At 62.7% G+C, this 23,430-nt stretch carries 25 protein-coding genes and 2 tRNA genes; 17 read left to right on the top strand and 10 right to left on the bottom strand.

Annotated features, from left to right (window positions below):
- The first annotated feature begins 4 nt into the window (after positions 1-4).
- From sohB to BMX62_RS13255, 14 genes are all read left to right on the top strand, one after another.
- Positions 5-1,018 (top strand): protease SohB, encoded by a 1,014-nt coding sequence (gene sohB / locus BMX62_RS06995; RefSeq protein WP_090206443.1) that lies wholly within the window; start codon positions 5-7, stop codon positions 1,016-1,018.
- Positions 1,019-1,041: 23 nt separating this feature from the next.
- Positions 1,042-2,469: an MFS transporter gene (locus tag BMX62_RS06990; protein WP_090206440.1), complete on the top strand. Its 1,428-nt coding sequence runs from the start codon at positions 1,042-1,044 to the stop codon at positions 2,467-2,469.
- Positions 2,470-2,755: 286 nt separating this feature from the next.
- A complete protein-coding gene (locus tag BMX62_RS06985; protein ID WP_090206437.1) occupies positions 2,756-4,066 on the top strand; it encodes a tyrosine-type recombinase/integrase in 1,311 nt (436 codons plus the stop codon).
- The gene (locus BMX62_RS06980; RefSeq protein WP_090206433.1) at positions 4,066-4,854 is read left to right on the top strand and encodes a hypothetical protein; all 789 of its coding nucleotides are present in this window, start codon (positions 4,066-4,068) and stop codon (positions 4,852-4,854) included. Before BMX62_RS06985 ends, BMX62_RS06980 begins: the two co-directional genes overlap by 1 nt.
- 128 nt (positions 4,855-4,982) lie before the next feature.
- Positions 4,983-5,276: a hypothetical protein gene (locus tag BMX62_RS06975; RefSeq protein WP_238375895.1), complete on the top strand. Its 294-nt coding sequence runs from the start codon at positions 4,983-4,985 to the stop codon at positions 5,274-5,276.
- 276 nt (positions 5,277-5,552) lie between these two features.
- Positions 5,553-5,714 carry a hypothetical protein gene (locus BMX62_RS12970; protein ID WP_202906230.1) on the top strand — a complete coding sequence of 54 codons (162 nt, stop codon included), beginning with the start codon at positions 5,553-5,555 and terminating at the stop codon, positions 5,712-5,714.
- Positions 5,711-5,935, top strand: coding sequence for a hypothetical protein (locus BMX62_RS06970; RefSeq protein WP_090206431.1), 225 nt, complete (start codon positions 5,711-5,713; stop codon positions 5,933-5,935). The genes BMX62_RS12970 and BMX62_RS06970 overlap by 4 nt, the downstream gene beginning before the upstream one ends.
- Positions 5,928-6,140, top strand: coding sequence for a hypothetical protein (locus BMX62_RS06965; RefSeq protein ID WP_090206427.1), 213 nt, complete (start codon positions 5,928-5,930; stop codon positions 6,138-6,140). Before BMX62_RS06970 ends, BMX62_RS06965 begins: the two co-directional genes overlap by 8 nt.
- The gene (locus BMX62_RS06960; RefSeq protein WP_238375894.1) at positions 6,137-6,535 is read left to right on the top strand and encodes a hypothetical protein; all 399 of its coding nucleotides are present in this window, start codon (positions 6,137-6,139) and stop codon (positions 6,533-6,535) included. Before BMX62_RS06965 ends, BMX62_RS06960 begins: the two co-directional genes overlap by 4 nt.
- The gene (locus BMX62_RS06955) at positions 6,525-8,054 is read left to right on the top strand and encodes a YfjI family protein (RefSeq protein WP_238375893.1); all 1,530 of its coding nucleotides are present in this window, start codon (positions 6,525-6,527) and stop codon (positions 8,052-8,054) included. Before BMX62_RS06960 ends, BMX62_RS06955 begins: the two co-directional genes overlap by 11 nt.
- A gap of 92 nt (positions 8,055-8,146) precedes the next feature.
- On the top strand, positions 8,147-8,638 hold the full coding sequence (locus BMX62_RS06950; RefSeq protein ID WP_143339685.1) for a hypothetical protein: 492 nt from the start codon (positions 8,147-8,149) through the stop codon (positions 8,636-8,638).
- Positions 8,635-9,138: a RuvC family protein gene (locus BMX62_RS06945; protein ID WP_090206422.1), complete on the top strand. Its 504-nt coding sequence runs from the start codon at positions 8,635-8,637 to the stop codon at positions 9,136-9,138. The genes BMX62_RS06950 and BMX62_RS06945 overlap by 4 nt, the downstream gene beginning before the upstream one ends.
- Positions 9,139-9,382: 244 nt before the next feature.
- Complete coding sequence (locus BMX62_RS12895; RefSeq protein ID WP_162273515.1) at positions 9,383-9,619, top strand: Mor transcription activator family protein; 237 nt, start codon at positions 9,383-9,385, stop codon at positions 9,617-9,619.
- Positions 9,620-10,719: 1,100 nt separating this feature from the next.
- Positions 10,720-10,854 carry a hypothetical protein gene (locus BMX62_RS13255; protein ID WP_274377163.1) on the top strand — a complete coding sequence of 45 codons (135 nt, stop codon included), beginning with the start codon at positions 10,720-10,722 and terminating at the stop codon, positions 10,852-10,854.
- Between the two features lie 254 nt (positions 10,855-11,108).
- Here BMX62_RS13255 and BMX62_RS06935 read toward each other — a convergent pair.
- The 7 genes from BMX62_RS06935 to aroK all read right to left on the bottom strand — a co-directional run bounded on the left by BMX62_RS06935 (position 11,109) and on the right by aroK (position 19,572).
- Positions 11,109-11,185: transfer RNA gene (locus BMX62_RS06935), tRNA-Ile, on the bottom strand.
- Positions 11,186-11,348: 163 nt separating this feature from the next.
- Positions 11,349-13,220, bottom strand: coding sequence for an RNA polymerase sigma factor RpoD (rpoD, locus tag BMX62_RS06930; protein ID WP_090206416.1), 1,872 nt, complete (start codon positions 13,218-13,220; stop codon positions 11,349-11,351).
- Positions 13,221-13,306: 86 nt separating this feature from the next.
- The gene (dnaG, locus tag BMX62_RS06925) at positions 13,307-15,091 is read right to left on the bottom strand and encodes a DNA primase (RefSeq protein WP_090206411.1); all 1,785 of its coding nucleotides are present in this window, start codon (positions 15,089-15,091) and stop codon (positions 13,307-13,309) included.
- Between the two features lie 44 nt (positions 15,092-15,135).
- Positions 15,136-16,740, bottom strand: a complete 1,605-nt coding sequence (locus BMX62_RS13250; RefSeq protein ID WP_090206409.1) for an AAA family ATPase — start codon at positions 16,738-16,740, stop codon at positions 15,136-15,138.
- A gap of 14 nt (positions 16,741-16,754) precedes the next feature.
- Positions 16,755-17,936 carry a deoxyguanosinetriphosphate triphosphohydrolase gene (locus tag BMX62_RS06915; RefSeq protein ID WP_090206405.1) on the bottom strand — a complete coding sequence of 394 codons (1,182 nt, stop codon included), beginning with the start codon at positions 17,934-17,936 and terminating at the stop codon, positions 16,755-16,757.
- Entirely contained in the window at positions 17,933-19,024 is a 1,092-nt protein-coding gene (aroB, locus tag BMX62_RS06910) for a 3-dehydroquinate synthase (RefSeq protein WP_090206563.1), read from the bottom strand. The genes BMX62_RS06915 and aroB overlap by 4 nt, the downstream gene beginning before the upstream one ends.
- A gap of 5 nt (positions 19,025-19,029) precedes the next feature.
- Positions 19,030-19,572: a shikimate kinase AroK gene (gene aroK, locus BMX62_RS06905; protein ID WP_090206402.1), complete on the bottom strand. Its 543-nt coding sequence runs from the start codon at positions 19,570-19,572 to the stop codon at positions 19,030-19,032.
- Between the two features lie 145 nt (positions 19,573-19,717).
- On the opposite strand from aroK, the gene pilV reads away from it, so the two are divergent.
- The 3 genes from pilV to BMX62_RS06890 are packed head-to-tail and all read left to right on the top strand — an operon-like array spanning position 19,718 to position 21,762.
- The gene (gene pilV, locus BMX62_RS06900) at positions 19,718-20,161 is read left to right on the top strand and encodes a type IV pilus modification protein PilV (RefSeq protein ID WP_090206399.1); all 444 of its coding nucleotides are present in this window, start codon (positions 19,718-19,720) and stop codon (positions 20,159-20,161) included.
- A complete protein-coding gene (locus BMX62_RS06895) occupies positions 20,158-20,709 on the top strand; it encodes a PilW family protein (protein ID WP_090206396.1) in 552 nt (183 codons plus the stop codon). The genes pilV and BMX62_RS06895 overlap by 4 nt, the downstream gene beginning before the upstream one ends.
- 9 nt (positions 20,710-20,718) lie before the next feature.
- Positions 20,719-21,762, top strand: a complete 1,044-nt coding sequence (locus BMX62_RS06890; RefSeq protein ID WP_090206393.1) for a pilus assembly PilX family protein — start codon at positions 20,719-20,721, stop codon at positions 21,760-21,762.
- A gap of 31 nt (positions 21,763-21,793) precedes the next feature.
- On the opposite strand, the gene BMX62_RS06885 is transcribed toward BMX62_RS06890, so the two are convergent.
- From BMX62_RS06885 to BMX62_RS06875, 3 genes are all read right to left on the bottom strand, one after another.
- A tRNA-Thr gene (locus BMX62_RS06885) sits at positions 21,794-21,869 on the bottom strand.
- Positions 21,870-21,935: 66 nt separating this feature from the next.
- Positions 21,936-22,586 carry an SPOR domain-containing protein gene (locus BMX62_RS06880; RefSeq protein WP_090206390.1) on the bottom strand — a complete coding sequence of 217 codons (651 nt, stop codon included), beginning with the start codon at positions 22,584-22,586 and terminating at the stop codon, positions 21,936-21,938.
- The gene (locus BMX62_RS06875) at positions 22,586-23,341 is read right to left on the bottom strand and encodes a type III pantothenate kinase (protein WP_090206387.1); all 756 of its coding nucleotides are present in this window, start codon (positions 23,339-23,341) and stop codon (positions 22,586-22,588) included. The genes BMX62_RS06880 and BMX62_RS06875 overlap by 1 nt, the downstream gene beginning before the upstream one ends.
- Positions 23,342-23,430 lie beyond the last annotated feature (89 nt).

Genomic DNA, 23,430 nt, shown 5'->3' with positions numbered 1-23,430 from the left:
AAGGATGGAATTTCTGTACGAATACGGCCTGTTTCTGGCCAAGGCGGTCACCTTTCTGGTGGCCGCACTGATTCTGCTGGGGAGCATCACTGCTGCCGCCAGCGGATCCCGGGAACGTGGTCAGGAAAACCTGAACATCCGGCATCTCAACCAGCGCTACCGGGACATGGAAAAGGCCCTGGGGGAGCATCTCAAGACACCCCGCACCCTGGGGCAGCGCCTCAAGCGGCTGGGTCGCAAATCGGAGGACAACCCACCTGCTCCGCCGCCGGACCCGGATCGCAGCCGGGTTTTCGTGCTGCGTTTTCAGGGCGACATTCGCGCCTCCCGGGTGGATAACCTGCGGGAAGAGGTCTCTGCCATCCTGACCCAGGCCCGCAAGGATCTGGATCAGGTGGTGATTTGCCTGGAGAGCAGCGGCGGCATGGTGCCCCATTATGGCCTGGCGGCTTCCCAGTTGATCCGGTTGCGGGACGCGGGACTGCATCTTACCGTCACCGTGGACCGGGTGGCCGCCAGCGGCGGCTACCTGATGGCGGCGGTGGCCCACCGCATCGTCGCCGCGCCCTTCGCCATCGTCGGCTCCATCGGTGTGGTGGCCCAGTTGCCCAACCTGCATCGCTGGCTCAAGCGTCGGGAGGTGGACGTGGAACTGCTCACTGCCGGCGAATACAAGCGCACCCTCACGGTTCTGGGTCAGAATACTCCGGAGGGTCGGGCCAAGTTCCAGCAGGAGCTGGACGAGGTCCATGCCCTGTTCAAGGTATTCCTGGGCCGTTACCGGTCCCAGTTGGACCTGGACAGGGTGGCCACCGGTGAATACTGGTACGGGGAGCAGGCCCTGCCCCTGAATCTGATCGACGCCCTGGGTACCAGTGACGACGAACTCATGGGTCTGTCCAGAAAGTTCGATCTGTATGAAGTCACCTACTGCCGCAAGCAGCCCCTGGGCAAACGCTTCAGTGGCGCCGTGGACGGCGTGCTGGACCGTGTGATGCGGCTTCTCGGCAGAACCTGAGCCTCCAATTTTTCAATGCACCCATGACCCAGACCAGCCCCCCAGCTTCCACGGTGAAAACCCACCGGATTGGTCCCATCTACCTGGCGCCGGGCATTTTGCCCCTCCACGGCTGGACCTTCTTCTATGGTGGTTTTGTTTCCATCGGTTTGCTGGTGTTCATCACCATTGGTCAGACCTACATCCTCAACGAGCACCTGAACATCCCCCTGGACCAGCAGGGCACCCTCACGGGGAATCTGGTGTTCTGGACCGAGGTGGTGGCCCTGCTGCTGTTCATTCCGGTGGGGATTCTTATTGATCGCATCGGTCGAAGACCCATTTTCATTGCCGGCTTCATGTTGCTGGCGGCCACCTATGTGCTCTATCCCCTGGCGGGGTCCAGTGACGACCTGTTTTTGTATCGGGTCATCTATGCCATGGGTATTGTTGCTGTTGCTGGTGCCTTGTCCACGGTGCTGGCGGATTATCCGGCGGAGCGTTCCAGGGGCAAGCTGGTGGCCATCATCGGCATGCTCAACGGCCTGGGGATCGTGATGATCGGCCAGATGTTCGGGATGTTGCCGGAGGTATTCACCGACCGAGGGGTCAGCGGCACCGATGCGGGCCTGTACACCCATCTGTTGGTGGCCGGGCTGGCGGTGGTCTCCGCCATCATCATCGGCTTTGGTCTCAAGGGTGGGGTACCCCCTATTCGGGAGGCTCGACCGCCGGTACGCAAGCTGCTGGTCACCGGAGTGACCGAGGCCCGTAATCCGCGCATCCTGCTGGCCTATGGTGCGGCCTTCATTGCCCGGGGTGACCAGTCCATCAATGCTGCTTTCATTGTGCTTTGGGGGACCACAATAGGCATTGGCATGGGCATGAGTTCACCCGAGGCCATCAAGCAGGCCACCCTCATTTTCGTCATTACCCAGGTGGCGGCCCTGCTTTCGGCGCCGCTGCTGGGACCGCTGGTGGATCGTCTCAACCGGGTCACTGCGCTTGGTGTCTGCATGGGTCTGGCGGCCCTGGGCAACCTGGCGGTGATCTTCATGGACAATCCCCTGGGAGGTGGCACCACCTGGTTCTTTTTCGTGCTGTTGGGTATCGGCCAGATGAGCGTATTTTTGGGTGGTCAGTCCCTCATTGGTCAGGAAGCCCCCAAGGCCACCCGTGGTTCGGTACTGGCGGTATTCAATATCAGCGGCGCCCTGGGTATCCTGCTGATCATGATGATCGGTGGCCGTCTGTTTGACCACATCGATCCTCGTGCTCCCTTTGTTCTGGTGGGGGTCATCAACATCCTGATGATGCTGGCCAGCTTCTACGTCCGTGCCAAGGCTCCGGGCATGACCATCCCCCAGGTGGAAGCAGAGCGGGACGGCATGGCCTCATTGGAATCCCAGGACCCATGGATCGACCCAGCCCACCGACCGCGGGATCACCGGGTGGATAATTTAAAGCCTTGAGTTTACATGGTGGGCCCGGTCGGACTCGAACCGACGACCAAGGGATTATGAGTCCGGTCAGTAGACCGTTAGCAGGCATTATGCCAGATTACAAAAACGCTTCATATTCAACGGCATGCCTGAAAATACCCCACATTGATAATGCGGAATAATTAGCCTATTCTGTCGTTGTTGGGTGCCCCAGTGGTGCCCCAGGGTGCCCAGGGCACCCAACGAAACAGGCCCCGAGGGTGCGCGAACACCCCCGAGGCCCTGACCACCGGCAGACCTGGAAAGGAGGTTGCCAATGGCTACCCGCGATTCTACCACCCGCCTGAACTTCACCCATGCCCGCGTGACCGCCTTCACCTGCCCCCAGGGCAAGCGGAGCGCCTACCTGTGGGACTCGCACCAGCCGGGCCTTGGGCTACGTGTCCGGGACACCGGGGCCGTGTCCTACGTGTTTCAGCGCAAACTGGGAGGCCAGACCATCCGCCTGAGCATCGGGGACCGGGAGACATGGACCCTGGCGGAAGCACGGGCCGAGGCCAAGCGCCTGAGCGCCCTGGTGGATCAGGGCATCGACCCCCGGCAGGAGAAGGCCCAGCGCAAGGCCGAGGCGGATCAGGCCCGGCAGGAGCAGGCCCGGGCCGTTGTCACCCTGGGGGATGCCTGGGACGCCTACGTGGAAGCCCGGAAAGCCGACTGGAGCGAATCCCACCGGGAAGATCACGACCGGGCGATGACCGCCCCCGGACAGGCCCGCAAGCGGTCCCCGAGGAAAACCAAGGCTGGTGCCCTGTACCCCCTGCGGGATGAGCGCCTGGCGGACCTGACCCCCGAACGCCTGGAATCATGGCTGGTGCGGGAGAAGGCCACCCGCCCCGCCGTGGCCGCCCGTGGGTTCCGTCTGCTGCGGACGTTCCTCAACTGGGCCGCCGAACAACCGGAATACCGGGGGCTGGTGGACCCTGCCGCCCTGCTGACCAAGACCGTGCGCCGATCCGTGCCCAAGCCCAGAGCCAAGGATGATTGCCTTCAACGGGAGCAACTGGCCCCGTGGTTCAAGGCTGTGCGGGAGCTGCCCTATCCGGTCCATGCCGCCTACCTTCAAGCCCTGCTGCTGACCGGGAGCCGCGCCCAGGAACTGGCAAACCTGCGATGGGAGGACGTGGATTTTCAGTGGCTGTCCCTGACCATCAAGGACAAGGTGGAGGGGGCGCGGGTCATACCCCTGACACCCGCCGTGGGCGCCCTGCTGGATGCCTTGCCCCGCCGGAATCAGTGGGTGTTCTCCAGCACCAGCAGCGAATCAGGCCGCATGCCCGAGGGCAACCACGCCCACAATCGCGCCCTGAAAGCCGCCGGGCTGCCCCACGTCACCCTTCACGGGCTGCGCCGATCCTTCGGCACCCTGTCCGAGTGGGTGGAGTGCCCCGTGGGTGTCGTGGCCCAGATACAGGGGCACAAGCCATCGGCCATTGCGGAGAAGCATTACCGCCGCCGCCCCCTGGACCTGTTGCGCCAGTGGCACACCAAGATCGAGGCGTGGGTGTTGGATGAGGCAGGCATCCCCCAACCCCAGGCCGGGGCCGGTCGGCTGCGGAGGGTGAAGTGATGGCCCCCGCCCTGAAGTATCTCAACATTGACGCCGCCTGCCGCCAGGCTGATCTGAAGCCCGACTTGATTGAGCAAGCCCTGATAGCCGGGGAGCTGCGGGCTGGCATCTTTGCCCGGGGCTGGCGTGGGCGCTGGTGGCCGAGGGTTCAGGGAGAGTACGCAAGATGGGGCGATCATAGTGACTTCACCCGCGATGGGAGAAAGGTCATATCCCATCGTTTCGCCCGTTACCCCTTCGCTGTCCACCTGGCTGATTGCCATCAGATTGCCCAGTTCTGGTATCTGGATCACGCCCACGTCTACAAGCTGCTGGCAATGCGCCTGACGCACGAATGCGTGACGTTCATCCATCGGGGTGATCTGCCGGATGCCGTGGACTGGCGAACCGATGAAGGTGTGATGGTGCTGTACGACGATCAGGAGCATCCCCGGGAGATTACCCGCGCCGATTTACTGATCCCGGTTGCAGACCTGGAGCACTGGCTGGGAGGACATGCGGAGGAGGCCACCCATGCGGACTTCCCGGGGCTGGATGCGGGGAAGGGCCTGATTCGGGATGCTATCGCCGCCGCCATCCAGGCGCACCAGCAAGAGCGCAACAACACACCGACCGATGACCAGATATGGCGGCGGATCAGGGCAGGCAAGGTGCCCGGCCACAACACTGGGCCTGCTGATTCTCAGCTGAGGGGCGACGGCAGCAAACAGCAGTGTGTGATGGTTGACGGGGAGGCTGTGACCCGTGAGGCATTCAAAAAGCGGATGAACGGCTACCGGGGCCGCTGACTACGACGAACCACGACGTTTCCCACGACGAACCACGACGTTTCCTTCCGTTTCCTGCCGTATGCCCCCGGGCCGCTCGGAATCCCGCCAACATGATCGCACCGTTAACAACCGCTTAGGTGCGTGAAATGCCACAACCGAACACAAGCAGCGCCCTGCAAGCCCTCCTGGGCGCCACAACCCTGCCCCCCGCCGGCATGGCCCCCGCTGGACTGACTACCCCCCAGCTTGCCTACGCCACTGGTGTGCGCCCGGATAGCATCCGCGTTCACCTGTGCAGACGCGGGCACTACTACGGGCTGCGCCCCCAGCGCCTGCCGAATGGCCGGCTACTGTGGCCCGCTGACTCGCTTGAACGTCTACTGGCCCAGGGGCAGAAAGCCGCCACCCCTGCACCCAAGAAGGACGGGGAGGCCGCGTGATGTTGACCGCAACCCTCAAGCCGTTACATACTGGCCATGCCGGTGACACATCACTGGCCGGGTTTGGCGACCTGGAATCAAATAGGCGCATCAGCGCCATCACCTGCGACACCGGCGCTATTTTTGCGCCCGCTTGTCGCGTCTATGGTGGCTGTGCGTGGGAGATCCTTCCGGGGTCTGCCGGTTTCCTATTTGACCGGTTCGCCAACCTGCGCGCAGCCGCCCCCCCTTTTTGGCGAAAGGGGAGCGGCTCCAAAGTTCAAATAGGAGCCCATCATGACTATCCCTCGCCGTATCGCGGCCACACGCGCCGCAGCCCACCGCGCCATGGCAATGGCCGCCCTGCGCGCCGATTCCAGCCTGTCCGTCCGCCTGAAGCGGTACAACGCCCACATGGCCAAAGCCCGCGCCCTGGAAGCCCGGGAGGTGCGGTCATGACCGATCACTTGCACCAGGTGCTGATCGCAGTCCGGGCCGCCCGCGAGCAGCTGGACAGCATGCCCCCCGTGGATCAGGAGGTGTTCGCCGTGGCGATGGTCAACGCCTTGAACGACGTCCTGCCCCGCCTGCCTCGCGCCCCCCTGCCATTGATCAGGCAAGACCTGATCAACGCCGCAGCCCGCATCCAGGACCGTCTGGAGGGTGCCGGCCATGACTGATCGCCTGCCACGGCGCAAAAAAAAGACGGCCCCCGGTGAGGGCCGCCAGCAACATAACCTTGTCCCGGCAGCGTACCAGAAGCCCAGCCGAGAGTCCCGCCGCCCGAAGCGTTCATGGCGTCGGCAGGCCCAGATCGACCGGGCATACCTGGACGCCCTGAACCGGCTGATGAGCGGCACCAGCGACGGGGGGAGCAAGGCATGATCCAGCGCCAACTTCCGCCCTATGGCAAGCGCATCATCCAGGCCCGGCGGGGCAACCTGTCCGGCCACTGGGGAACGTCCGCTGATGGCCGGCACCCCTCATTGTGGTGCGCGGTCGGGTCCGGCGCGTGGGATGCGGCCCGCGCCTACTGGAACCCGCCGCGCAACTTCGGCCCCCGCCTGGTGGCTGTCTGCCCGCCCGGCGAGGATCCCGCCGCCCTCGACTGGTCCTGCCTGGCGGGTTCCCCTCCTGTTTTACTGGTGCGGGCCGGGGACGTTGACGGCGAACAGGTTCACCGCCTGGTGACGGCCCTGCTGACCGCTGGCGTGGGCCGGATTCTCGACATGGGCACCGGCAACCGCTATCTGAGCAAGGAGACCGACCATGCCGCGTGACATCGTTATTGATATCCCGAGGCGGGAAGCCGCCCCCGACTGGCCAGAACCCCAGCCGCTGCCGGATGGCTTGCCGCCCGTCCCCGCCATGGATCAGGCCATGCTGCCGGAGGCTCTGCGCCCGTGGCTGGCGGACATTGCGGAGCGGATGCAATGCCCCCTGGAATATCCGGCCGTAGGGGGTGTGGTGGCCCTGTCATCCGTGGTCGGCAGGCAGATCGGAATCCGCCCCCGGTTGCGCGATGACTGGACTGTGGTTCCGAATCTGTGGGGCGCCATCGTAGGCCGTCCCGGCCTGATGAAATCCCCGGCGCTCTCCGAGTCCATGAAGCTGCTGCAGGGCCTTGAAGCTGCAGCCCGGCAAGATTATGAGCAGGCCCAGCAGGATTACGAGATCCAGGCCCAGCTGGATGAAGCCGGGGCCAAGGCAACAAAAAAGGCCATCGAAGCGGCGATGAAGAAGGGAAACCGGCAGGAGGCCATGGAGCTGGCCCAGGCTGCCGCCGCATGTAGCGGAGAGTCCCCCCAGCGTCGGCGGTACATCACTTCGGATTCCACCGTGGAGGCGCTCGGGGAGCTGCTGTCATCCAACCCCCGAGGGGTGCTGATCTTCCGTGATGAGCTGACCGGGTGGCTCAAGGATCTGGAGCGGGAAGGCCGGGAGGGAAGCCGCGCCTTCTACCTGGAATCGTGGAACGGAAACGGGGGGTTCACCTATGACCGCATTGGACGGGGGACCATCGACATTGAATCCGTCTGCGTATCCATCCTGGGAGGCATCCAGCCCGGCCGCCTGCTCGACTACATGAGATCCGCCATTGATGGCGGGGCCGGGGATGATGGTTTGATCCAGCGTTTTCAGCTGCTGGTGTGGCCGGATATGCCGTCGGAATATCGGGACGTGGATCGATGGCCGGACAGGGATGCCAAGGCCAGGGCCAGGCAGGCATTTGAGCGCCTGGACACCATCGACCCTGTCGCGCTGGGGGCCGGGCAGGATGAAGGCGGGATGCCGTTCCTTCGGTTCGAGGCCGCCGCCTATGAGCGTTTCGTTTCGTGGCGCGTGGACCTGGAGGACCGCATCCGCCGAGGGGAGGAACATCCCGCTTTCGAGTCCGCAATCTCCAAGCAGCGTTCCCTGGTCCCGAGTCTGGCCCTGCTGTTCCACCTGGTGGACTGCCCCAGCGGCGGGCCGGTATCGGATCACGCCCTGCTGATGGCGCTCACCTGGTGTGACTTCCTGGAGGAGCACGCCCGCCGGATCTATTCACCGGCGATGGACCCGGCCAAGCACGCCGCCCGTGAGCTGGACAAGCGCATACGCAAGGGGGACTTGCCCAGCCCGTTCCGTGAGCGCGACGTGTACCGGCAGGGGTGGCGGCTGCTGGATCGAGCGGGAACCCGTGACGCACTGGAGTACCTGGAGGATCTGGGCAGGGTGCGATCCGTGACCGTGGAAACCGGGGGCAGGCCCACAACGGAATGGCTCATCCATCCCAAGCTGGCAGGGGGTGCGTGATGGGGTTTGCCGATAGGCTGCAGGCATTAAAAAAACTGGAAACGCCTAAAGTCGGTACTGCCAAAACTGACAAAAGGGTGGTTCTGTCGGTTTTGTCGGTACCGAGACAAGGCGAATCTGAAAAAAAACCGATTCCACGCGATGCCGCCGACCACCGGGAAGCGGCCCAGACCAAGATCATCGCCGCCTGCCGGGAGCTGGGAGCGGACGTGGACAGCGCCCTGGCCTGGTACTCGGACCCGGACGATTGGCCGGACTTCGTCGCCAGGCCGATGGCGTGGGTGCGCCTGGTGGTGGCCGATGCCCTGGAACAAGGATTCGTCATTCCCGGTGATGCCTGCCCGCTGGTGCTGGACACCGACCGGAAGCCGAAGCCGGGGCCGCTGGATGGCCTGCCTCTGCTGCATGAGGACCACCGATTCATCGCCGCCCGCACCCAGGGCCGCAGTGACCGGGACCGGCTGCTGAGGGGATACCGCCGCGCCTGGCTGGAGGCCGCCGACGCTGAGCCCGTGGAGCACAAGCGCGGCAACGTAGGCCGCCGGGCCGCTAACCTTTGGCTGATGGAGGCCACCGACCGATGAACGCAAACGATTACCGCCCCCGGCTGGTGCTGGGGATTGATCCAGGCCTGACCGGGGCCGTGGCCGCCCTGGACCCTCATCACCGCGTGGAGCTGCTGGAGGACTTGCCCACCGTGGCCCGAGGGGGTGGCCGGGTACGCCGGGAGCTGGACCCCGCCGGGTTGACTCACCTGCTGCGCCCGATTGCCGGGGACGTGCGCCTGGCAGTGGTGGAGCAAGTGGCCAGCCGCCCGGGGCAGGGAGTGGCCAGTGTGTTCAGCCTGGGACACACCGCCGGGGCAATCTGCGGGGTTCTGGCGGCCCTCGGCATCCCGATGGTGCTGGTGCCGCCCACCGCGTGGAAGAAGGCCGCAGGGGTGCCCAGCGGCAGCGACAAGGGCATGAGCCGGACCATCGCCGCACGGCTACACCCTGGCATCGACCTGAGCCGCAAGCGGGACCACAACATGGCGGATGCCCTGCTGCTGGCCCGGTACGGCATGGCGTCCGAGGCCGCCTGAATCATGCCCGCTCCAGACCGGCAATCGACGTTGCGGGAGGTGGCCGCCGCCCTGGGGATCAGCGTGGCCGCCGACCGGGATGCCCTCGACTGGCACGACGACCAGGACGGCGCGCCCTAGTAAAATATGCTGTCCCCTCACTGTGAGGCCGCCAGCCATGTTCCGCGAGTTCCGAGATACCGTAGGGCCCGCCCTGGCCTCCAAGGTTCAAGAGCGGTTTGGAGGCACCACATGCCGCATACCCATGACCCCCACGCCCTCCCTGGTGGACGCCCTCGGCAGCGACGACGCCCGGCAGCTATGCGCCCTGGCTGGAGGGGAGGCCGTGGCCATCCCCAAGGGGCACCATCGCCGCCTGGCTGCCCGCAATGCGCAGATACGGGAAGAGGCCGCCGCTGGTGCTCGCCGCAATGATCTAGCCCGTGCTCATGGGCTGACCGATAGACAGATCCGGCGAATCCTTCGGGCTGGCGACGGGTAGGCTTCCGGCACCAGCCGGGCCGGGGAATACCAAGGTTCACCCAAGGGTCTGGAGGTTCCGGGCTGGGGAGTGTCAAGGTTTGGTCAAGGGTCTGGCGCCGCGTGGGGCAGATTCCTAGATGGAACAACCTATAAAAAACAACCGCTTGGCACCCGCGCCCGTGGGGCCGATGGAGGAAAACAATGGTGACAACGTCACCATTAACTCGGGGAACCGAAACGCGAGAAGGGAGGAAGCTAATCCTGAGAATATAAGGATTAGTTCAGGGGAAGGCGCCGCCTGGGAGCGCGAACAATCCGAGCGGCAAGGCAAAGGAGGAGGAACCTAATGTTAACAATGTAAACATTAGGTCTAGCCGGAGGAAAACAATGGTGATTTTATCACCATTAACTCGGGGAGCCGAAACGCGAGAAAGGGGGAAAACAATGATGCTAATAGCAGCATTGATTCTAGCCGGAGGAAAGCTAATGGTGATTTTATCACCATTAGGTCTAGCCGGAAGATGGGCCGCCGGAGGGGAACCGAAACGCGAGAAGGGAAAACAATGATGCCAATGGCAACATTGATTCCCCCCGGAAGATAGGCAGCAACAGCAAAGCCTACATCCTGGGCCGCACCCGCGCCCGCCTGGGAGCGCGAACAATCCGAATGGGCGGAAAGGGAAAGAAGGAACTAATGATGCTAATAGCATCATTAGTTCTAGCGGATCACCCGCGCACCCGTGGGGCCGATCAATGTTTACATCGTTAACATTGTTTTCCTCCCGGATCACCCGCGCCCGCGTGGAGAGCGCGAATAATCCGAATGGCCGGAAAGGGAAAGAGGGAACCTAATCCTGACAATGTAAGGATTAGCTCCGGGGAAGGCGCCGCTAAGTATGGAACCTAATGGTGCTAATAGCGCCATTAGCTCTAGCGGATCACCCGCGCCCGCGTGGGGCCGACCAATGTCCCAGCTGGGACATTGCTCTCAACGCTATCGGATCACCCGCACCCGTGGGGGCACCAATGTGCCAATTGACACATTGCCTCCAGCGCCGCACCCGCACCCGCGTGGAGCAGGATTATTCCCCCTTATAAAAAAGCGCCAGACCCGCGCCCGTGGCGGGTTTTGTGCTGGTGCTGGTGCTGGCCCAGCAATTGCATGGTGGAATGATTCCTGCATGGCTGCAAAATCCATTCCAGCAAGCAATCCATATGCCATCAAATCGCAAGCCGTTGATTCTGAACGCCTGAATTTTCGCGTGGCCCAGCAATTGCAAGGAGAGCGACACCGACACGCGGGTCAGGATTCGGCAGATACCCAGCCCAGGACCGCACCAGGAGCGGGATCAGGGACCGGGAGCGCCGCCCACCTGGGCCAGCACCAGCAGGGTGCCCGCCCCGTCCACCCATGCCCGAATTGTTCCGCTTAGGTGCCCCAGTGGTGCCCAGCACCATAACGCGGGAATGACCGGGACCGGGATGGTGGCGTAAGTGACTGATTTGATTGGTGGGCCCGGTCGGACTCGAACCGACGACCAAGGGATTATGAGTCCCCTGCTCTAACCAACTGAGCTACAGGCCCAAGGGGGAGAAAATCAGGATAGGGAAAGATACAAGAGATTGGATGACAGGGGAAGCGTATCCTTGGGCTTTGGCCTGTGCAAAAAGCCGTGTTTGCCGGCAGAAGGTGCACCTCACGGTTAAAGACGCCAATGGGGAACCAACATGCCGGCAAACCAGATGGCTTATTCCAGATCCAGGAAGCTGCGCAGCATCTCTGAACGGGAGGGGTGACGCAGCTTGCGCAGGGCCTTGGCCTCGATCTGGCGAATACGCTCGCGGGTAACGTCAAACTGCTTGCCCACCTCTTCCAGAGTGTGATCGGTGTTCATGTCGATGCCAAAACGCATACGCAGCACCTTGGCTTCCCGTGGGGTCAGACTGGCCAGAACCTCGCGGGTGGTTTCCGACAGACTTTCCCGGGTGGCAGATTCAATCGGGGACTGCACGTTCACGTCCTCGATGAAATCCCCCAGGTGGGAGTCCTCGTCGTCACCGATGGGCGTCTCCATGGAGATGGGCTCCTTGGCAATCTTGAGCACCTTGCGCACCTTGTCCTCCGGCATCTCCATACGCTGGGACAGCTCTTCCGGGGTGGCTTCCCGACCCATCTCCTGCAACATCTGCCGGCTGATCCGGTTGAGTTTGTTGATGGTCTCGATCATGTGCACCGGAATACGGATGGTACGGGCCTGATCTGCAATGGAGCGGGTGATGGCCTGACGAATCCACCAGGTGGCATAGGTGGAGAATTTGTAGCCACGACGGTATTCAAACTTGTCCACCGCCTTCATCAAGCCGATATTGCCTTCCTGAATCAGGTCCAGGAACTGCAGGCCACGATTGGTGTATTTCTTGGCAATGGAGATCACCAGCCGCAGGTTGGCTTCCACCATTTCCTTCTTGGCACGACGGGCCTTGGCCTCGCCAATGGACATGCGGCGGTTGATGTCCTTGATCTCGCCAATGGTGAGACTGGACTCTTCTTCAATGGCCACCAGACGTTTCTGAATACGCAGGATCTCTTCCTGGTGCTGGGCCAGCTGTTCCTTGTATTTGTTTGACTTGCCCTTGAGACAGCCTTCCAGCCAGGCCAGGTTGGTTTCATTCTCCGGGAACGTGCCGATAAACTCCCGCCGTGGCATCTGACAGGTGTCCACACACAGGCGCATGATGGTCCGCTCCTGGGTGCGGATCCGTTCCACCATGTCGTGCAGATCGGTGGTGAGCTGATCCACCAACCGGGGAACCAGTTTGAACTCCATGAAATAACGGGCCATGTCTTCCCTGGCCTGACGGTATGCCTCCCGCTTGTCGGCACCGGCGTGGCTGATGGCCTTTTCGTACAGGGTTCTCAGGTGGGTAAAGCGGATGCGGGCCTCTTCCGGGTCAGGACCGGTATCCTCAGGGGCGGCAGATTCCTCGTCGTCCTCGTCATCCTCGTCCCCCTCGGACTCATCACCTTCGTCCCTATCATCGGTGGCCGTTTTTATCGTCGGGGTTTCTTCCTTGGGCAGGGATACTGCGGCGATTTCTTCTGCATTGGGATCAATAAAACTGACCACCACATCGGTGAGCCGGCTCTCCCCCGCTTCTACCTTGTCCCACTCGGCCAGCAGGGAGGCGATGGACTTGGGGTAATGGGCCAGGGCAAACAGCACCTGGGACAGTCCGTCCTCGATGCGCTTGGCAATCTGGATCTCGCCTTCACGGGTCAGCAGTTCCACCGTACCCATTTCCCGCATGTACATGCGCACAGGGTCGGTGGTACGGCCAAACTCACCATCCACAGAGGCCAGGGCAGCAGCGGCTTCCTCGGCTGCGTCATCATCAGTGGATACAGAACTGTCGGAAAGGATCAGACTGTCGGAATCTGGTGCCTGTTCATGGACAGTAATGCCCATGTCATTGATCATGGCAATGATGTCTTCGATCTGTTCAGGATCGACGATGGTATCCGGCAGGTGATCGTTCACCTCGGCATAGGTCAGGAAGCCCTGTTCCTTGCCCTTGGCGATGAGTTCCTTCAGGCGGGATTGCTGTTCTTCGTGATTCATAAAAACCTGCTCAAACGGTGCGCAAACCGGGAAGGCTCTGGACGGGACTTAAACGGTCAATTATAACATATTTTTTCCGGGTGCCATTAATTTGGTCCGTCAGTCAAGGGCGCGATGGTTGATCGACTGGACAGTAATGCCTTGAGTTCAGCCTTTTCATGGTCGGTCAGAGATGCCTGGTCAGCCTTGTGCAGCAGGGCGGTGGTTCGTTGTTCCACATGCTTTCGCCGCAGACTGGCCAGCGCATCCCGCAGCAGTCTGGGCGCAGCCTCTGGTGTATCGTCGGGTGACCGCCACTGGGCCAATTTTAGTAGATGGGGGCCAGTTTCGCTGTCGCGCCAGCGCTCCAGTATCCCCGCTGTTGTGAGATGGGGGTGTTGTGCCAGGGTTTCAAGCACCTGTACCAGCACCTGAACACCGGGGGTGTCCAGTTCCCGCAGCCAGTGGGTATCCCCCACTTCCTGAGCCAGTGCCGGCTGATCCAGAATCACCGACAGGGCCAGACGTACCGGGGTGAGCACCAGCCGCTGTTGCCGCGACGGCAGGGGCATGGCCGCCACTGATCGAGGGGCGGGGGTGGCAGGGGGCAAGTCCGATTCCAGTCCCTGGGCCATCTGCTCCGGGGAGACCTGGGTGAGCCGGGCCAGTTCATTGATCAGCTGGGCACGCAGCAACCCCCCAGGCATGTCCCGAAGCAGCCGTTGGGCCTGAGCACCCAGGGCAGCACGGCCTTCCCGGCTGGTGATGTCGTAGCGTTGCCGGAGTCCATCCATGAACATATCCGACAGGGGCTGGGCCTGATCCATGTGCTGGATCAGGGCATCGGCACCCGCTCGCCGCACCAGCGTGTCCGGGTCATCCCCATCGGGCAGAAACAGCACGCGAATCTGGCGCCCATCCCGCATCAGTGGCAGGGCCTGTTCCAGGGCCCGCCAGGCCGCTTCCCGCCCCGCCCGGTCCCCATCAAAACAGAATACCAATCGGGACACCACCCGGAACATGCGTTCCAGGTGATCCCGGTTGGTGGCGGTGCCCAGGGTGGCCACGGCATTGGGCAGACCAAACTGAGCCAGGGCGATGACATCCAGATAACCTTCCACCACCAGCAGTTCTTCCAGTCGAGGCGCCGCCTTGCGGGCTTCATACAGGCCATAGAGGAGATGGCGCTTGTGGAACACTGGCGTTTCCGGGGTGTTGAGGTATTTGGGTTCTCCCGGTTCCAGCAGCCGCCCCCCGAATCCGGTCACCTGGCCCCGGTGATTCCGAATGGGAAACATGATCCGGCCCCGAAAACGGTCATAGGGTGGTGCCATGTCACGTTGCCCGGCCAGACCGGCAGTGACCAGCTCCTGGGGCTGAAACTGGTCCGACAGGGCGCGGATCAGATGATCCCGGCCATCGGGGGCAAATCCCAGGCCGTATGTCTGGATCATGGCTTCGTTGACCCCCCGCTGGCGAAGATAGTCCATTGCTGCCGGATGGCGGCGCAGGTTGTCAGTGAAGAACCGGGCCGCTGCTTCCTGGGCGGCCAGCAGGCGCTGCTGCTGCGCCATCTCCCGGCGGCCCGGCCCATGTTCCCTGGGGACTTCCATGCCAGTGCGATGGGCCAGTTCCTCGATGGCCTCGACAAAATTCATGTTGTCATGGGCCATCAAAAAGCCGATGGCAGTACCGTGAGCGCCACAGCCAAAACAGTGATAGAACTGCTTTTGGGGAGTGACGTAGAAGGACGGGGTTTTTTCTGCATGAAAGGGGCAGCAGGCGGTGTATTCCCGGCCCTGTTTTTTCAGGGGAACACGGCTGCTCACCAGTTCGACGATGTCGGCCCGGGCCAGCAGTTCATCAATAAAGGTTTGTGGGATGCGGGACATGGGCATCAGGCCCCGCGCCACAGTATGGGCGCGGGGCGGGTGGATTAACCGGCGATGGCGTCCTGCACTGCCCGGAAGCTACGGATGAACGGCTGGTTGCGCCGCACCTCCGCCGGCAGGGCCGGGATGGCACTGCGGGCAGCATCGGCGCTGGCATAGGAACCAAATACCAGCACGTACAGGGTCTGTTCACCACGACGGGTGGGGAACCAGGCCACGTCGCCGGGCAGGTTGGTGTTGCGGACGTAATCCCGGATCGCTGCCTCATTACCGCCAGCCAGAATCTGGATGGTGAAGCGATCTGGAGACTGGGACCGCAGCCACTGCACATCCCGGATGCGTTTGTCGTCGCTGGCCGCAGGTGCGGGCTGGGCCGGTGCTGCGGGTGCCGGGGCAGGCGCTGGTTGTGCCGGCGCCGGCGCTGGCGCTGGCGTTGCTGGTGCGGGCGCGGGTGCCGGAGCGGGTGCAGGTGCCGGAGCGGGTGCAGGTGCCGGAGCGGGTGCAGGTGCCGGAGCGGGTTCGGGCGGCGCCGGGGCGGGCACTGGCACCGTTTGCACCGGAGCTGGAGTGGGTTCAGGGGTTGACCGGCCTGGCATCACCGGTGCCGGGGGCAACGGGGTTGAACTCGCCGGTGGGGGTTGCAGGAAACGGTCCGATTCCTCCGACGGCGGGCGGCCCGGCTGTTGGGGCAATAAAATCGGCTGATTGAGCGCCGTTTCTCCAGAATCATTCCTTCCGGTGAACAGGCTGGTGAACAACAGCACCACAGCCACCAAAGTGACACCGGCTACCGCCGGGGCAAACCAGCGCTGACGCCAGAAAGGCACAGCAGTACCGTCGTTGTCCTCTTCGTCGTCCTCAAAGTCATCTTCGTCTGCCAGACCGGCATCACCGCAGGCTGCCTTCAACTGAGCGTTGGCCAGACTGTTGATGCGCCCCGGAATACCGCCGCTGTCCCGGTGGATGGCCTGTACGGTCGCCTCGTCCAGCAGATCGGGATTTTCCAGACCCGCCGCCTGGAACCGATGGCGCAGATAGGCCGTGGTCTGCTCCCAGGTGAAGGGGCGCATCTGCACGGTCATCTGGCTTTCCGAGCCATCCAGTACCGTGGCCATGGCCGCCAGTCGCGCCTCGATCTCCGGCTCTCCCACCAGCAGCAGGCCAAAATGGCGATCGGTGAGGTCATGCACCCGCCGCCGGACCTGCACCAGTTCTGCCAGCACTTCTGCATCCAGCAGATGGGCATCATCAATGGCCAGAACCGGTTGGGCATTGCGCTGGATCATGGCCGCCATGAATTGCTCCAGCGGCTGATTGTCCTGGGATCGGGCATGGTCCTTCCAGTACTGGCGCACGGTGTAGTCAATGGCCGCCAGGCTGATATTGGCCCGGGCCTTGAAGGCACAAAAATCCATATTGCCCCGACCCTGAGCCAGGATTCGCAGCAACTGGGTACTCTTGCCCACCCCCAGTTCACCCTTGAGGACGGCGATGTTGCGGTCGTGGTTCAGGTGCTCGGTCACCACGTTCACCGGCATGTCAATGGCCGGATCGGTGTACAGGAAGGCCTCGTTGGCGACGGGGCCGAAGGGTTGTTGCCGTAGTCCCAGTCGTGCAAGACAGTCGGCGGACAGGGTATCGTTGGCCATGGCTTACCTGGATATCATGAAAGTGTATTCGGGTCGAACAGGCGACCATGTTCGGCGATGGCGAAGCGGTCGGTCATTCCCGCCAGATAGTCGGCGATGGCCCGGGCGCGACCGGTATCGCCAGACTCCGCCGCCAGACGGTGCGCCTTGCGGGCATGTTCGTCGGGTAACAGGGTGGGATCAGCCATGTAGGCTTCAAACAGCATGGTCAGCACCCTGGTGGCCTTGGTGGTCATGCGCTTGACCCGATAGTGATGATAAAGATGCTGACGCAGAAAACGCTTCAGTTCAAGGTTATGGGCCTGAATCCGGGCACTGAAACCGATCAGTGGACCAGGGTGTCGACTGACGGCCTCCGGGCTGTCCGGGGCCACTTCCTGCAGCCGGGTCTGGCTGTTGTCCACCAGATCACTGACCAGACGGTTGATCATGCGGCGGATCACTTCATGGCGGGTGCGTTTCTGACTCAGTTGCGGATACTGTTCCCGCACCTGCAAAAATGCATCACGAAACAGGGTCACCGTCATCAGTTGCTCCACGGTGATCAGTCCTGAGCGCAAGCCATCGTCCACGTCGTGGTTATTGTAGGCGATTTCGTCTGCCAGATTTGTAAGTTGGGCCTCCAGGCCGGGCTGCCGGCCCTGGAGAAACCGCAGGCCCACATCCCCCAGGGTGAGCGCCACCGCCTCGGGGCAATGTTTGAGAATACCCTCCCGGGTTTCGAACATCAGGTTCAGGCCGTCAAATTCGGCATAATGGGCTTCCAGTTGATCCACCACCCGCAGGGATTGCAGGTTGTGTTCAAAGCCGCCGTAATCGGCCATGCACCGGTTGAGGGCATCCTGGCCAGCATGTCCAAAAGGGGTGTGGCCCAGGTCATGGGCCAGGGCAATGGCCTCGGTGAGGTCTTCATTGAGGCCCAGGATACGGGCGATGGCGCGGGCAATCTGAGCCACTTCCAGGCTATGGGTGAGGCGGGTACGGAACAGGTCTCCCTCGTGATTGACGAACACCTGGGTCTTGTATTCCAGACGCCGGAAAGCGGTGGAATGGATGATGCGATCCCGGTCGCGCTGGAATTGGCTTCGGTGCCGGGGGGGCGTCTCCGGATGGCGGCGACCCCGGCTGTTGCCATCATGCACCGCGTAGGGCGCAAAATGTTTGCCGTTGAGGGCAAGCACTGAAGGGGCGCTCATGGCGAGGCCAGACCCGCCAGGGTATGGTCCAGGGCGCGGGGATCGAAATCGGCAGTGACCAGTGCCCCACCAATGCCCTGCATCAGCACCAGTCGCAGCCGCCCCTGCTGCACCTTCTTGTCCACCGCCATCAGCGCCCGGAAGCGGTCAGCAGACAGATCCGCCGGGGGAGTAACGGGCAGTCCGGCGGCCTCTATCAAGGCTGTGATCCGTGCCACTTCGGATGCCTGGAGCCACCCCATGTGACAGGACATCCGGGCTGCCATCACCATTCCCGCTGCCACCGCTTCGCCGTGGAGCCATTGGCCATAACCCAGGCCCGTCTCGATGGCATGGCCAAAGGTATGGCCCAGGTTGAGCAGGGCGCGTCGGCCCGATTCCCGTTCATCTTCCGCCACCACCCGGGCCTTGTCGGCACAGGAACGGCGGATGGCAAAGGCCAGGGCCTCCGGCTCCCGGGCCAGCAGGCGGGGCAGATGCTGTTCCAGCCACCGGAAGAATTCCGGGTCATCAATCAGGCCGTACTTGATCACCTCGGCGATGCCGGCCCTCAGCTCCCGGTCAGAGAGGGTGTTGAGGGTATGGGTATCAATCAGCACCAGCCGGGGCTGATGAAAGGCGCCGATCATGTTTTTGCCCAGGGGATGATTGACGCCGGTCTTGCCACCCACCGAGGAATCCACCTGGGACAGCAGGGTGGTGGGCACCTGGATGAAATCGATGCCCCGTTGATAACTGGCGGCGGCAAAGCCGGTGATGTCACCGATGACGCCGCCCCCCAGGGCGATCAGCACCCCGCTGCGATCCAGGCGACGCTCCAGCAGGGCGGTGTAGAGGGTCTCCAGGGTGTGCAGGGTTTTGAACGACTCACCATCGGGCAGGATCACCGGGTCTGTCAGATCGGCGCCGCTGCTGGTCAGGGTCTGCTGGAGCGTATCCAGATAAAGGGGGGCGACGGTATGGTTGGTGACCACCATGGCCTGACGGCCCTTGAGGGTTTGGGCAAACCAGGCGGGCTGTTGCAGCAGGTCGGGGCCGATATGGATCGGATAACTGCGAGCGCCGAGATTTACAGTGAGTGTGTCCATGGTCATCAAGTTGCCTGGCAGTGACGGGGAGGGGTGGGGCGAAGCCGGCGAAAACGTCTGGCGATGGTCCTGATGGTGCTGCGCAGGTGTTCCCGGTCGGTCTCCACGATCAGGTCAGCGATTTCCCGGTAAAGGGGATCCCGGATCTTAAACAGGGACTCCAGCCGGGCACGGGGATTGTCCGTCTGCAACAGCGGTCGGTTCCGGTCCCGCCGGGTGCGTCGCAACTGGGTATGTACCGAGGCCCGCAGATAGATCACCAGACCACTGGCGGCCAGTCGGGTGCGGTTTTCCGGTCGCATCACCACCCCCCCTCCGGTGGCCAGGACGATACCTTCCCGGCGGCACAGGTCTTCGATCACGGCACTTTCCCGATCCCGGAAACCGGCTTCTCCTTCATATTCAAAAATGGTGGGGATATTCACGCCGGTACGTCGCTCGATTTCCTTGTCGCTATCCACGAACGGCAGACGCAGGTGGGTGGCCACGTGCCGACCCACGGTGGATTTTCCGGCCCCCATGGGCCCGATAAGAATGATATTGGACATGCTGACCGGAACTCAAAAATCCCGTTTGTCTCTGGAGTGCCGGGATGGTGGCACGGCCAGAGGGGGGATGGCAAATTGCAGACGGCGCCAGATCGTATACAATCAACACCGTACAAGGATCAATCATGGATGAGAGGTTGATGATATGGCACAGGTACGCGCCCCCTTTCCCCATCGCCGTGGTGCCGGCGGTTTTTCCCTGATCGAAGTCATGGTTGCCCTGCTGGTGCTCTCCATCGGCCTGCTGGGGCTGGCTGCATTGCAGCTGACAGCCCTCAGGGGTGCCCATAGCGCCTACCAGCATACCCTGGCCAGCATCATGGCCATGGATGCCGGTGAACGGCTCTGGCTCAGTCTGGCCCAGGCGGACATGACGCCGGCAGCGGTCCATACTGACTGGGTGACCCATTGGGGGACGTCCACCCCGTCAACCGCCGCCCCCCTGCCGGCACTGGACGCCAGTACCCTGACCTGTCATGGGCCTCACTGTACCATCACCGTGCGCTGGGCCGAACAGCGATTTGGCGCCGATGAGTCCTTCCCCGGATTTGAATATCACATCACCCTGCCGACCGGGGGTGGATCATGATGCCCCGGCGGGCACCCTCCCGGGCCGCCGGGCTGACCCTGGTGGAACTGCTGGTGGCTTTGGTGATTGGCCTGTTGCTGATGGGGGCTGCGCTCCAGGTGTTTCTGGGCAGCCGGCTGGTGTACCGGGAAACCCAGCGACTGGCCGGATTACAGGAGGCCATCGGCTACGGGGTGGATTACATGGTGCGGGACATTCGTGGTGCGGTGGATCTGGCCACGGAAGATGGCGATCTGAAAGTGACCCGTTACCGGGACCTGGCCTGGTGTGGCGTGGACCGGGGCTTGGGAACCGTGTTCTACCATGTGGGTTCCGGCGGGCTGCGCTGCGGCGATGGCGGCCAGCAAAATCATGAACTGGTGGCCGGCCTGAAGGCGGATGGCATGACCAGCACCCTGATTCGGGACAGTCATGACAATGTGATCGGTGTACGTGTCCAACTGGTTTTTGTCAGCCACACCTCACCTGGCCATACCCCCCACACCCATCCTGTGGTGTTTCATGTGGCCCTGAGAAATTCATTATTGCTCTCGATGCAACAGCCCTGAGGAGCGACGATGATGATCACCCGACAGCATCAGGGCAAGCAACGGGGCGCTGTACTGATCATGACCTTGTCCCTGCTGACCCTGGCCACCCTCATCGCCGTGGCCGGCATGGGCGGCGCCCTGATTCAGGAACGCATTGCCGGCAGCCAGCGGCAGATTGCCCAGGCTTTTCTGGCGGCAGAACAGGGGATGATGACCGCATTGACCACCTTGACCACCGATGCCGCCGTGAGCGACTGGAACGATCAGGACGGGATTCTGGCGGCTCTGGGGGGCAGTGGTCCCCATCCCGTCAATGGTTCCGGCAGTGCCTTTTGGACCGCAGATGTGCACATCATTGACCCTGAAGACAGTGACCAGCCCCACGTCCACCAGACCCACATTACCGTGATCGGCCAGATTCCCTACACCGGCACCCAACGGATACTGCGTCTGGCCCTGGCCCGGTATCCGGCAGGAGACCCGGTGCCGATGGGGGGATATACCTGTCTGGGCAATGGTTGTGGTGATCCTGACCCCACCGCCGAGTCCACGGCGGCATGGCATGATTATGTACACCGACTGCTCAGTGCCGAGTCCCTGTTCACCTGGACATCCGACGCGCTGGCCGAGGTTGCTTCCGGGGATGGGATACCCTGCCTGAGAGACAGGATGACGGCTGAGCATCCTGGGCTATACCAGATTGAGGCAGGCGCCACCGTGGATGTCTCCAGTGATGTCCACGGTGCCGGCATCCTGATCCTGACGGCCCCGGACAGCGGGACCGGCGATTCATCCATCAGCCTTTTTCCGGGGGGCGGGACCTTTCATTTCGAGGGATTGGTGATTCTGGTGGGGGGTGCCGAGGTCAATACCGGCACGGCCAATCTGCATATCGAAGGTGCGGTGATCGAGTTGCCAGGGGACACGCCTCTGGCTGGCAGTGGCCTGCCGGCAGATACGGTGGTCAATCACCATCTTCCTGCCCTGGAGCGCCTGACCAATGTGGGTCTGTGGGATCCCCAACGGATGACCATCACCCCCACCTGGAAGGAGCTGATGTCTCTGTTTTAGGGGGCTTGCAGGGCGGGCAGGAACGTGGGATTGGTGCCGGCACCAGGATTCGAACCCGGGACCTACTGATTACAAATCAGTTGCTCTACCAACTGAGCTATACCGGCTTGGCCTGATTGGGGCAATCAGAGCCGGCACTTTACCATTGCTGTGCCGATTTTGGTATAGGCAGACTACGATGCCGGGGCACAGGCCTGCTCCATCACGCTGATTTCCGGCGGCAGTGACGGCATCAGCGCCTGTAAACCGGCCACCGTCAAGGTCACCTCCAGCCAGTACAGCGTCACTTCCCGGTAGCGGGTTTCGATGATCGGTTCCAGATCCACCTGACGGACCTGTTCCATCCGTCTGATGGCCCTGGCCTGTTCCGAGAACAATCCCAGGGAGACCCCGTGGGTATGAGGCCCCTGGGTGATGATGTAATGGTCATCCACCCCCCGAGCCGTCAGTTGGGCCACCGCAGCCCGGGCTTCAGCCCGGTTGTCAGTGGGTAAAATCACCCAATAGGATTGGGGGCGGGATTGGGTCATGGCCTGCAGGTGGTATGTGACGTGCTCCTGATCCAGAATGGCCTGCAGGGGTTTGACGGACTGTGAATCCTGAAAAGGACCAAGACGGATGCACTGGGGCGCCGGTTCTGGTAATGGCGATGAATTAAACACCGTTGGCGACGGGGTTTCATGGATCAGCCGCAGCAGGGGAACATCGGTGCGCTGGACCGGAGGGGAGGCCGATGCGGGCGAAGGTTCCGAAGGGGAAGCGGCCAGACCATACCAGAGCAGGGCCAGGTTCAGGAGCAACAATACAAGGCACAGAAGACGCATCAATGGTGATCTGCCATGTGAGCCAGCCCCCGGAACACCAGATGGGGTTCCATGACCCAGTGGTGATCCAGTAGCGGATAAAGACAGGTGGCATCGCCACCGGTGAGCAATTTCACGGGGGGGACCGGGCTGGTGGTGGCCTGGGCCAACAGCCGCTGCCCCAGATGGGTGATGGCTGCCGCCAGGCCCTGCAAGGTGCCCGAGGCCACCGCATCGGCGGTACACAGGGCCGCAACCTGATCATCCCTGCCACCGATGGCACCGGCCACACCCGGCGCCTGTCCCAGGCTGCGCCGCATCAGTCCCAGCCCCGGCAGGATCAGCCCCCCATGATGGCGTCCCTCCGGCATCAGCAGATCCAGGGTCACGGCAGTGCCACAATCCACAATGACCGCCGCATCGTACCCCAGGGCCCTGGCCCCGACCATGGCGGCGTAGCGATCCACCCCCAGCCGGGCAGGCTCCAGATAATCACTGCAGATGCCGTGCGGGGCGGGGTCTGGCACCAAAAACCGGGGTGCGGGCCAGCCGCGCTGCTGACACAGGGTGTGACAGGTGTGACGGAAATCTTCCCCCAGCACCTCCACCACCCAGACAGCCTCCGGCAGTCGCTGTTCCAGGGCAGCATGCAGGCGGTCGGGCAGATCGGGATCGGTGCGGCCACCGTGGACCAGAATACCCGGCGTTTCCCAGGTCTGGGTATCCCACCAGAGCCATTTGATCCGGCTGTTGCCACCGTCCAGTAGCAATTTCATCGTTTTGCGCGAGAAACCCCGTCCTTCAGGGCGGGGAGGGATAGCGCATCGTGCGTAGCACGATCACGCGGCCCTGGTCGCGTCCTCCT

Source organism: Ectothiorhodospira magna (assembly GCF_900110965.1).
GTDB lineage: Bacteria > Pseudomonadota > Gammaproteobacteria > Ectothiorhodospirales > Ectothiorhodospiraceae > Ectothiorhodospira > Ectothiorhodospira magna.
Note: the sequence above shows the minus strand (reverse complement) of the source record. Positions and strands in the feature narration are given on the sequence as shown.